Source organism: Ureibacillus suwonensis (genome assembly GCF_042655065.1).
Taxonomy (GTDB): Bacteria; Bacillota; Bacilli; order Bacillales_A; family Planococcaceae; genus Ureibacillus; species Ureibacillus suwonensis.
Genome location: NZ_JBHSNQ010000065.1, coordinates 1 through 10,002 on the forward strand (window position 1 = coordinate 1; position 10,002 = coordinate 10,002).

The following is a 10,002-nucleotide window of genomic DNA, read 5'->3' on the forward strand; positions in this document are numbered from 1 at the left end:
CGAAAATACACGGCCAACAAAGATCAACTAACCAAAAATAATGGGGATAAATGGAAAAAGGAGAATTTGAGTTGGCTCAAATTCTCCTTTTTCCTATCTAGAAGCTAGTTTTGTCCCAGCTTCTTTTATTTTTTGTTGACTATAAAAAATAATTTTACAATTATTGATTATATTAAATTAATGTAGGTATAATATTTAATGTTATATAAAATAAAAGGAGGAATGTTATGATAATAAGAAAAATAAAAAGTCAAATATTATTATTGAGTATCGAATAATTCAAAATGGAGTTACATATGTTCCAATAAATGAAATCGCAGAAAATATAGGAGATAAAGTAACTTCAATTCATAACGGATATGAAGTGGTAATACAGAAAAAAGATGGAACAACAATTAGTGTTACTTCCAATCAATCACGTGCAATTGTAATGGGCAAAATTGTTCCATTAGAAACCAAAAAAATAAACAACATTAATGTTCCAATCAATACAAAGGCTTTTTTTAAAGAAAATGAAATTTATGTTCCGTTATCATTTATTTCATCAAAAAATGGACTCAACTACCCTATTCAAAAAGAAGAAAAGATTATTTATGTAGGGAAAAACTATCCAAACAATCAAAAAGAAAAAAATAATGAATCGATAAAAGATTCAATAATTAAAAAAAGTAATGAAACAAATCAGTTACAAACAAACAATAAAAAAATAAATAAACCAATCAACAATCAAATAGATGATAACAATTCAATATCAAATAATAAGAAAGTAAATTCAGATAATTGGACTCCTCCCGTGTTAAAGTCAAAATGGAGCCCTAATACTCTTGAAAACTTTAAGATTTTACAGAATGAACTTGGATTTAGCGATGGTGGAACAAGTTACAACATTCAAGGTAGACCAGGAGCTATTCAAGTTATTGAAACATCTCCAAGCAGTCAATACGAAGTATATATTAACTTTTACATGTGGGACGGAGATGCTGGAGGGTTAATTCCTCAAGCCTATCGAATTCCAATCGTAGCCAAAGAGTTCTTGAAATTATTCTTTGAAGATGATTACATGATACCATTCAATTATTTGAATGATTATTTCCATAATGGAGTAGTACCACCAGAAACATTTACTGCAAATGGTAAAACTGTAGAAACTATTGAAGGAAAAAGTAATATTATTTTTGCAATACAAAAATAAATATTATGTTTAAGAATGGATTCATCTTAGGCAAATATTATATAGAAGAAAATATTGGAAGAATTATAAAAATTTTTTCCTTTTTACATAAATCCATTTCTTTCAATCGAGTAGGAGGGAGCGATTAACTCCCGTCCTCTCACACCACCGTACGTACGGTTCCGTATACGGCGGTTCAATTAAGATCATTGACGCAAGTTTTCATAACGAGCTTCAAGACTTTTCAGCCCTTGNATAATGTGTTTAGATGAGGGGGTTGTCCCGACCTCTTTCTCTAATTCCTATAATTTTGTATTAGAGTGATTAATTCTCTCTTACTTGATTGTATTAGTCTTGTTTTTCTTTTAATATAGCAACACCGAAAACTGCTCCTATTGCTGCAGATATCATATTTAATATAATTTTAATTGAAAGTGATAAATCATTAAAGAAATATTCAAAGATGGAATTAACTAAAAATACAGCTAGAGCAGCACAAATTGCAGGATAAAGTCTTTTTTTTTATGTTAATCACCTTCCACTTAAAATTAATTTACTGTTTATAAACTCTTACACCGGTAGTCGGGTTCAAATATGGGATATAAATCACTAGTGGAACCGCATCTATATATTCATTAATAATTGTTGCAGCAGCAGCACCTATAGCAGCACCTCCAATAGCTCCCGGGATGCCACCATAACTACCAATTAAAGCACCTAAAGCAGCAGTTCCACCTGATACTCCGCCTTTTAGTATAGCATTAACATCGGTTTTTGTAAGGTAAATTTCCACATGATTCCAATATACTTTTATACCTCTTTTTCCTTCTTCACTTTAAGAAGCCGTCTTGACTGAACTCAGTGGTTTGTTTAATGATTCTTTGTTTAATGAAACAATAATTGTATCCCCGTTAGTTTCTAATGAATACTTGTTATATATTTTCGATTCTAACTTCATTGTTTGTAAATGTGCATTAACTTCTTCTAATATTTTGTTTACTTGTTCGAATTCTGATTGTGTAATATTTTTCATTAGCTCCGCTTCATTGTTGATTATGAATTTAAAATCAACTAACTCGATATAAGGGTCTACCTTTTTTACCAACTCATCTGTTAGATTAGAGAAATTTGAGATAGATGAGTTTGAAACGATTTCTTGTTTGTTGATAGAATTCACATTTGAAACTTCCAAAAGCAGTAGTTGGCATTATTAACGTAGCACTACATAATGCAGCAACTCCTATTTTTGTTATCTTTTTACGCATTTTATTTCCTCCTTTGAATATACTACTACAATTACAATATATTCAAGTAATTGGAAAAATATTAAAAATATATAAAATAATCTATCACGGCCACCTTTTAAAAAATACGAAAGTAGGGATGATTATGATAAAAATTAAAGTTTGTCAGTATGGTTATTCTGTTAATGAATTAATAAAATACGATGTTTGTGAGGCTCCTTTAAATATTGAAAGGCCAATGTTGAATTATGAAGAAAGAAGAATCGATTTGAGTGAAATATTTTTACCTTATTCAGTCCTCAAAAACTATAATTATTTAGATTTATGCAAACTTTTGGTTGTGTTCGTTTTGTCTACAACAAGATGCTAGCAGAACGTAAAGAAACATATGAGAAGTTCAAAGACGATAAGGAAACGCTTAAAAAGCAAAAGTTTCCGACACCAGCAAAAAATAAGAAAGAATTCCCGTTTCTAAAAGAGGTGGATTCTTTAGCTTTAGCAAATGCACAGATCCATTTGCAAAATGCTTATAAGAACTTTTTTGAAGATCGTGCGGAGTTCCCTAATGAATATCTCGAATATTGGAAAGTAAATAACATCATGTTTTATTAATTCCTTATAGTTATGACGTAAATTCCTTTCACAAACGTTGATATTATAAGGTTTTGTTGTAGTTACGTCTGACGTTGTGAAATAAGAAGATGGAATAACGTCTGACGTATTCACCTAAAAAGCTTGATATAATCAGTGTTTTACAAAAATTCCAAGAAAGGATGTTTTCTATGATCGGACTTACATTAAGAAACTTAGAACGTATAAGAACAAGTTTGTATTTGGAACAAGTAGTGCAAGTTGAACTCCCAAAAAATATGCTAAACAGACCAATCGAGCAATTCGCCCAGCCAATAATGGTTAACGGTTATCCAGTGATCCAATTCAGATACGAGGGTGCTATGCCTTTGTATAGTGAAAAGGACAAAGAATATACAGCACTGTTAGAGATTATTATTTTCAAGTTACCTCTGATATGTACAATTACCCTGAACTAAATATTACTTTCGATAAAGCAACATTAATAATTCAGCACGTTTTTCCAGATAGAATCATACGTGATTTAGATAATCGAAACAGAAAATACTTAATCGACGCTATTAAGTTCACAGAGTTAATTGATGATGATAATTTTCAAAAACTATCTATATACGAAGAAGGGTTTGTGAAGAAATTACAATTAATTTCTTAAAAATATCAATATAAACCAATGTACCAGAAAAACCTTTAAATGGTTATACTGGGAAAAGTAATTCCGAGACTTTTTATTGAAATCCGTTACGTGTTTCTGCAAAAATCAAGTTAAGAAAACAAGATATTGATTTTATCGTACTTCACTTCTTCCATAGCTTCTATTTTCCATTTCTCTATGTCAGCAAAGTAAACTAAAAGTTCCAGTAGATCCTTTTTTCCTTTTTTTAAATTTTGTACCCTAGGTAATACTAATCCGACAACTTTTTCCCCATTAAATTTGAAAGGACTTTCAAAGCGAATTGTTTCCTCATTTTCTTTCTCACTAACGCCCATATCATCTAATTTTGACAAATAAATCATATGTGCCGTTACTATATCGTCACGTTTAGTTAATACCGCTAACATTTGACCGGTGTTTTGCCTCCAGCTTCCTTCAGATTCCGCGTCACCACGGACACCCTTTCGTTGAGCTAACCTCTACTTCTGTCTTCGGGGTTCGGGACTTACACCCTATAGTTCATGTACATGCCGGGCGCACAAAAGAAAGAGCACAAACGATGACGCTTGTGCTCTTTCTCTGGGCTACCAACCTGGTATTTCCTTGCGGGAATAGTAATCTATTGTTATAGAGGAAATAATCCTATATACATTAATAGTCTACCATTTATAAAAAAAAAGAACAATCCATATGTTTCCGGCCCCAAATATATTCAATCCAAAAAAATATTTTGAAATAAATTCCATGAAAACCCTTACAGAAAACGGGCTATGGCAAACGCTCATAGCCCGATTCCCGCATTATTTGATTTGGATGCGTTTAGAATTGCCATCATCACCAGGATGGAGTTTTGGAAGGGTAATTTTCAATACACCGTTATCCAATTCCGCTTCAATGCGTTCTTGATCCACATCGTTGATATAGAAAGAACGGTAGAATTCGCCGAAATGGCGTTCTTTGCGGATCACCCGGTCATTTTCATCCCGCTCTTCTGTGTGGTCATCCCGTTTTGCGCGGATGGTCAAGTAGTTGTTGTCTATATCAATCTGAATATCTTCTTTGTTGAAACCAGGCAAGTCAGCTTGTACAATGTAGGCATCTTTTGTTTCTGTGATATCTGTGCGGAGAGATTTGAAATCCGGTCCTAAATCTGGTAGGAAGTCGTCGTCGAATACATCTTCAAAAGCTTTTTTGAAACGTTCAAATAAATCTTCATTTTTTCTTCTGAATGGTCTTAAATCAAACATTTCAATCTCCTCCTTTTAAATATTTGTACAAGTACTTTTTACATTTATATTATACACCTTGGTTGTATTTGCATTTGATTGCATGTAAAAAGATACAAAATTATCATTTTTTTATCATACTTTTGTCAATCTTTTATTCCCTTTTTATCAAAAAAACTTCGCAATTCCGTAACAATTCCCCGAAAGCCACGCCCCCTTCCATTAATCATTTTTACCCCGAATGGTTTGCAATAAACGCCCGGATCTTCTCGGCGGATGGGATTTTATAAAGAATAATATTCACGGAAAATAAAATGCTCCGTTATTCCCATTTCTTGCCCGCTGATGTCATTTCTTAAAAAAACGTTCATATAATGACAATGATTTTTAAGCCGATGGAAAGGAGGGAAAACATGGGTTCCTATTGGGAGGATAATGTCATTGTCGGACTGATAGGAGGATTCTTTGTATTACTTGTACTCGCACTTATTTGCTATATCATTACTGCCATCATTTATTATTATACTGCAAAAACAAACGGCCCGAATGACCTCGCATTCTTGGCATGGATTCCGATTATCAATTATTATTTGTTCTTTGCGTTCGGATCAAAGAAAACAGAACCGGATGAAATTAAAAAGGATGCTTTGATTTGGGCAGTCATTTATGCCGTATTGCTCGTCATTTCGTTCATTCCATTGATCGGCTGGTTGGCCAATTTGGCGCTTCTTGCCATATTCGTTTACTATTTGTACCGTTTATTCTACCGCTGGACGGGCGAATCAGGAAAAGCCGTGCTGTTTGTGATCCTGTCCCTCATCACACTCGGAATTTTCTTCTATATCTATGGCTTGATCAAAAAGAGCGAAAAATTTGTTGCTGAGTAATGCTGAGGGCGGAAAGGCGCTTCGGTTGATGCTTGTTGGCACATAAACGGAGCCAGAGACATCCACTAAGGGTGTTTCTGGCTTTCATGAGGTTTGAACGTGGATAGCCCAGCGCTTTCCTTCTAGATCACGCCTCCACCATTCCCAAAAATGGTATAATAAAGAAAACAAGTTCAAAGGAGGAAAGCCAAATGGACGAAACAAAGAAAACCATGAACGAACAAAAACCTCAACCCCAAGTGCTCATTAAACACAAGGAAGTGCAGAGTGTCCAAGCCTTTGCGGCGATGCTTGAAAAAATGGCCCAGAAGCTGAAACAGGAAGGAAAATTCACCTTCGTACAAGGGACGGAACAAGTGGAAGTGGCCCCGGACGATCCAGTGAAAGTCGATTATAAATACACGGTCAAAGGCGACAAACACGAGTTTGAAATCGAAATCGAATGGTCCCCGAATCGCGCGTCTGCAGGCAAGATGTCAATTGAATAATATTATACTTGATTAAATTTTTGAAAGCGGTTACAATATGGTTAAGCAATACTTTTTCGATTTGTATTCGGGACTTCTTTTCGGAGGCATTTTTTCTCCGTTCAAAGATGTTCCAATTGCAATTGGTGATTTTTTCATACAATTGCCCCCTTTAGCTTAATACAATAGATTCAGAAGTACTCATGCAATTGTCCCCTTAAATCAATTGCAAAAAAAGAGGATCAATTGAGTGTTGATCCAAGCATTCTTGTCCCCTAACCACACTTTTCATGAAGGGAATTCCTTTGAGGAGTTCCCGCTTTTTTTGTTTTCAATGATGGAAGTTCCGCTACCCGTTCAGCAGTTCTTTGCTGATGCGCGCCATTTCCTCGTCAAAAATGGTGATATAGACATCCATTTCATGTGTTTCGAGGAATGTTTGGATTGTCGTGATGGCTACTTGGAGCGCTTCTCTTTTTGGATAGCCAAAAATCCCCGAAGAAATGACCGGAAAGGCGATGGAACGGCAGCCATGCTCCATTGCCAGTTTCAACGACTCCCTGTAACAGGATGAAAGCAATTCGGCTTCATGCTGGTGACCTCCCTGCCAAACAGGCCCAACTGTATGAATGATCTGTTTTGCCGGCAGCCGGAAGCCATCTGTGATGACCGCTTTCCCCACGGGACAATGCCCGATTTGGTCACAGGCCTTCCGCAACTCATCCACGCCAGCCGCGCGGAAAATCGCTCCGCACACTCCTCCGCCCATTTGCAATCGGGTATTTGCCGCATTGACGATGGCGTCCACTTTCATGGTGGTAATATCCTTCTGCACTATTTTGAGTGGCATCGAATCCCCCCTTGATAGTTGGTTTAATGCCTGGCAATTGGTTAGGCACCTGATTTACAGTTATTGTAGCAGAATTGACAGGGCTTGTGAGTGGCCAGGGGGAATTGGGATTTTTACGGATTTTATGACATTCTCGTCAAGTTGGTGGAATATCATCAAGTTTTGTGAACATATCAACTGATTTTGTGTCAATATCAACCGGTTTTGCGACAATATCCACATGTTCCAGGAATATCATCAAGTTTTGTGGCAATATCAAAAAGCCATGTCCCATTCGAAAGGACATGGCTTCCATCCCAATGTATGTTGGATGCTTTTTGAATCAACTATTTGCTTCCCTCAACTTTTCCGCTTGTTCGATCTATTCATCGATTTTGCGCTCGATTTCAAAAATGTTTTACCTCCGAATTTGCGAAATGGAATACGATTGATGGTGTTCTAGGTTCCGTTGTAAATGATTTCCGCCTAAGGAATTAACCGGGTTATGCGCGTATTCCATCGATTTACATGCGAATGAAAGCCCGACACCCGAAAAGACCAGGCCTCTCACGGAAGCCGCTTCAACACTTCCCCAATCACTTCCGCGGTTGTCGATTTTCCTCCGATGTCAGGTGTTTTCACGCCGGATGCCGTTGTTTCTTCAATGGCTTTCATCAACAGGTCGCCCAATTCATCATATCCCATATGATCCAGCATCATTTTCGCCGTCCAGAGTTGGCCGATCGGGTTCGCAATACCTTTTCCAACGATATCCGGGGCGGAACCGTGCACCGGCTCGAACATGGAAGGATAGTTGCCGTTCAAATTGATGTTGGCGGCCGGGGCAATGCCGATGCTTCCCATGATGGCCGCGCCGATGTCCGTCAAAATGTCGCCGAACAGGTTGCTGGCCACGATCACATCAAACTGCTCCGGCTTCAGTACAAAAAAAGCCGCCAATGCATCGATGTGATTGGATTCAGTCGCCACTTCCGGGTAGTCCTTGCCCACCTCATGAAACACCTTGTCCCAGAAAGGCATGCTGTAGACGATGCCGTTGGATTTGGTGGCGCTTGTGACCTTTTTATTGCGCTTCATCGCCAAATCAAAGGCAAAACGCATCGCCCGTTCCGTCGCTTTTCTCGTGAACACCGCATTTTGGATGACAATTTCATCCCCGCCGTGATGGACGCTTCCTCCCGCTTCACTGTATTCCCCTTCGCTGTTTTCGCGCACCACAATAAAATCGAAAGGCTCATCACTCGCCAATTTGGAAGGCACCCCTTTGAGGCTTTTCACCGGGCGCAAGTTGATGACCTGCTCGCATTCGCGGCGAATCTTGATCAAAAGTCCCCATAAGGAAATATGATCCGGCACCAATTGCGGATTTCCGACGGCCCCCAAATAAATCTGCTCGAAATTTTTCAACGTCTCAATGCCATCTTTCGGCATCATTTCGCCATGTTCCAAATAATACTCGCAACTCCATGGGAATTCCGCAAATTGAAATTTGATTCCCCCATGGATTTCCGCCAACCGTTCCAACACCTCCAGCGTTGCCGGCACCACTTCTTTCCCGATTCCATCCCCTGGAATGACCGCGATTTCGTGAATGTTCATGAACATAATCCCCCTATCTTGGTGCAATGCACGTCACTTCGAATTTTTTTCCAGATAATTCGCACTAATTATAGCAAAAACCGGAAATGGGTGCCACGCGCTTTCCGTACCAGTTCCGGATTCCGCCAAGCAAAAAGAAACGGCTTTGAACAGATTTTTCACATTGTTCGTATCCAATCCCAACACCCCTGCCAATATTTTGGCCGCTTGCCCGCGCGTGACGGATTGATACGGTTTGAAGGTGCCATCCGGAAAACCTTTTATGATGCCCCGTTCTGTCAAACTTGTGACAGCTTCATAGAAATAATCGGTTGATTTCACATCCGGAAACGACGCAGCTTCAGCAAATCCCGTCGGTGCCACAATCGCTGCACTCACAGCCACTGTCGCCGCAAGGGCTGCGTGGAAATAGGATTTTTATTTCTTTCTTCTCATTCAATATCCTCCCCTTATTGTAAAGTGCCTGGCACCAACTTCAGTACCAGGCACCCTGCCTCAAAAATAAATGAATGTTTTTTTACAGCAATGGGCTTGTAAGATTTTCCCTATGGCTGTTGCCCTGTGTGATTACCTCAATATCCACGCCTATTTTCTTCACGATACTGCCACTGCAATATCAATAATTATTTCTCCAACAATTGCGTTATCTTTCACAATGATGGCATGGAAGCCGGAATCCAAAATTTCCCCATTATATTTTCTTAAGGAACTGTAATCAATTTTGTTCAGATCCACATTTTTTCCATCTAACAGATAGATGGTTGTTCCTTCCCTTGGGATTAACTCGAATGATGCTTTTTCATAGACCCCAACGGTTTGTTCCACTACAAGATGGCCATTCTTTGTATAAGCATATTGAGGAGTTATTTCTCTTCCTCTTTCCTTAACGATTGGGAACGGATCATGACTTACCGTTTTTTCATCCACATCCAAATGGGCTTTTAATTCCCCGACAATGACGCCATTTTTCAATGCAATCGCATGCACATAAGAATCTGCGAAAAATTTGATAGGCCCAATATTTCGGCAACCGGCTTTTCCTGTTCTTATTCGACAGGATTGATGGGGATTCTCTGAACACTCCCCTGGAAACATCATAATTTTGCTCAGTGGAATGGAAGAAAAGTGATGAACCAAGGATGGTCATTAGTCATAAAGCAACATTTGATAAGAAAAAATGGACAGTTCGATGATGTATAAAAGTTTGTGTAAAGCATTTTGCTAGGCAAAAAGAAAAAAGGTAGGGTATTCTCTGATTTGGACCAAAAATCTTAGAGAAAGGAGTACCCTACCTATGTCTAAAAGAAGTATACCG

At 38.1% G+C, this 10,002-nt stretch carries 13 protein-coding genes and 1 pseudogene; 5 read left to right on the forward strand and 9 right to left on the reverse strand.

Annotated features, from left to right (window positions below; translation table 11 throughout):
• The first annotated feature begins 277 nt into the window (after positions 1 to 277).
• Entirely contained in the window at positions 278 to 1,192 is a 915-nt protein-coding gene (locus ACFPOH_RS07545; protein WP_390309318.1) for a stalk domain-containing protein, read from the forward strand.
• A gap of 532 nt (positions 1,193 to 1,724) precedes the next feature.
• Here the strand turns inward: ACFPOH_RS07545 and ACFPOH_RS07550 are convergent.
• Both ACFPOH_RS07550 and ACFPOH_RS07555 read right to left on the reverse strand, forming a co-directional pair.
• Positions 1,725 to 1,964, reverse strand: coding sequence for a hypothetical protein (locus ACFPOH_RS07550; RefSeq protein WP_390309312.1), 240 nt, complete (start codon positions 1,962 to 1,964; stop codon positions 1,725 to 1,727).
• Between the two features lie 42 nt (positions 1,965 to 2,006).
• Entirely contained in the window at positions 2,007 to 2,348 is a 342-nt protein-coding gene (locus ACFPOH_RS07555) for a hypothetical protein (protein WP_390309313.1), read from the reverse strand.
• A gap of 2 nt (positions 2,349 to 2,350) precedes the next feature.
• On the opposite strand from ACFPOH_RS07555, the gene ACFPOH_RS07560 reads away from it, so the two are divergent.
• Positions 2,351 to 2,785 carry a hypothetical protein gene (locus ACFPOH_RS07560; RefSeq protein WP_390309319.1) on the forward strand — a complete coding sequence of 145 codons (435 nt, stop codon included), beginning with the start codon at positions 2,351 to 2,353 and terminating at the stop codon, positions 2,783 to 2,785.
• Positions 2,743 to 2,979, forward strand: a pseudogene (locus tag ACFPOH_RS07565) (helix-turn-helix domain-containing protein); the annotation flags it as partial. The gene ACFPOH_RS07560 and the pseudogene ACFPOH_RS07565, both read left to right, overlap by 43 nt.
• Before the next feature lie 789 nt (positions 2,980 to 3,768).
• On the opposite strand, the gene ACFPOH_RS07570 reads toward ACFPOH_RS07565, so the two are convergent.
• Positions 3,769 to 4,065 (reverse strand): hypothetical protein, encoded by a 297-nt coding sequence (locus ACFPOH_RS07570; protein WP_390309314.1) that lies wholly within the window; start codon positions 4,063 to 4,065, stop codon positions 3,769 to 3,771.
• 393 nt (positions 4,066 to 4,458) lie between these two features.
• Positions 4,459 to 4,905, reverse strand: a complete 447-nt coding sequence (locus tag ACFPOH_RS07575; RefSeq protein WP_342470216.1) for an Hsp20/alpha crystallin family protein — start codon at positions 4,903 to 4,905, stop codon at positions 4,459 to 4,461.
• Positions 4,906 to 5,297: 392 nt separating this feature from the next.
• Between ACFPOH_RS07575 and ACFPOH_RS07580 the strand changes: the two genes are divergently transcribed.
• Both ACFPOH_RS07580 and ACFPOH_RS07585 read left to right on the forward strand, forming a co-directional pair.
• On the forward strand, positions 5,298 to 5,771 hold the full coding sequence (locus ACFPOH_RS07580) for a hypothetical protein (RefSeq protein WP_342470217.1): 474 nt from the start codon (positions 5,298 to 5,300) through the stop codon (positions 5,769 to 5,771).
• 191 nt (positions 5,772 to 5,962) lie between these two features.
• Complete coding sequence (locus tag ACFPOH_RS07585; RefSeq protein WP_390309315.1) at positions 5,963 to 6,259, forward strand: amphi-Trp domain-containing protein; 297 nt, start codon at positions 5,963 to 5,965, stop codon at positions 6,257 to 6,259.
• Positions 6,260 to 6,587: 328 nt separating this feature from the next.
• Here ACFPOH_RS07585 and ACFPOH_RS07590 read toward each other — a convergent pair whose 3' ends face one another.
• The 5 genes from ACFPOH_RS07590 to ACFPOH_RS07610 form a co-directional block, all read right to left on the reverse strand.
• A complete protein-coding gene (locus ACFPOH_RS07590; RefSeq protein ID WP_446753233.1) occupies positions 6,588 to 7,088 on the reverse strand; it encodes a macro domain-containing protein in 501 nt (166 codons plus the stop codon).
• 136 nt (positions 7,089 to 7,224) lie between these two features.
• On the reverse strand, positions 7,225 to 7,374 hold the full coding sequence (locus ACFPOH_RS07595) for a hypothetical protein (protein ID WP_342580979.1): 150 nt from the start codon (positions 7,372 to 7,374) through the stop codon (positions 7,225 to 7,227).
• A 260-nt stretch (positions 7,375 to 7,634) separates the two neighbouring features.
• Positions 7,635 to 8,687: a tartrate dehydrogenase gene (locus tag ACFPOH_RS07600; RefSeq protein ID WP_342470219.1), complete on the reverse strand. Its 1,053-nt coding sequence runs from the start codon at positions 8,685 to 8,687 to the stop codon at positions 7,635 to 7,637.
• Between the two features lie 33 nt (positions 8,688 to 8,720).
• Positions 8,721 to 9,065 (reverse strand): S-layer homology domain-containing protein, encoded by a 345-nt coding sequence (locus ACFPOH_RS07605; RefSeq protein ID WP_390309316.1) that lies wholly within the window; start codon positions 9,063 to 9,065, stop codon positions 8,721 to 8,723.
• Positions 9,066 to 9,281: 216 nt separating this feature from the next.
• A complete protein-coding gene (locus ACFPOH_RS07610) occupies positions 9,282 to 9,674 on the reverse strand; it encodes a hypothetical protein (RefSeq protein ID WP_390309317.1) in 393 nt (130 codons plus the stop codon).
• Positions 9,675 to 10,002: the final 328 nt, after the last annotated feature.

What these genes read in the sequence shown, in the direction of transcription:
- ACFPOH_RS07595 (WP_342580979.1), bottom strand. Translation starts at nt 7,374, where the DNA reads ATGTCCTTTCGAATGGGACATGGCTTTTTGATATTGCCACAAAACTTG.
- ACFPOH_RS07590 (WP_446753233.1), bottom strand. Translation starts at nt 7,088, where the DNA reads ATGCCACTCAAAATAGTGCAGAAGGATATTACCACCATGAAAGTGGAC.
- ACFPOH_RS07570 (WP_390309314.1), bottom strand. Translation starts at nt 4,065, where the DNA reads ATGTTAGCGGTATTAACTAAACGTGACGATATAGTAACGGCACATATG.
- ACFPOH_RS07600 (WP_342470219.1), bottom strand. Translation starts at nt 8,687, where the DNA reads ATGAACATTCACGAAATCGCGGTCATTCCAGGGGATGGAATCGGGAAA.
- ACFPOH_RS07585 (WP_390309315.1), top strand. Translation starts at nt 5,963, where the DNA reads ATGGACGAAACAAAGAAAACCATGAACGAACAAAAACCTCAACCCCAA.
- ACFPOH_RS07580 (WP_342470217.1), top strand. Translation starts at nt 5,298, where the DNA reads ATGGGTTCCTATTGGGAGGATAATGTCATTGTCGGACTGATAGGAGGA.
- ACFPOH_RS07575 (WP_342470216.1), bottom strand. Translation starts at nt 4,905, where the DNA reads ATGTTTGATTTAAGACCATTCAGAAGAAAAAATGAAGATTTATTTGAA.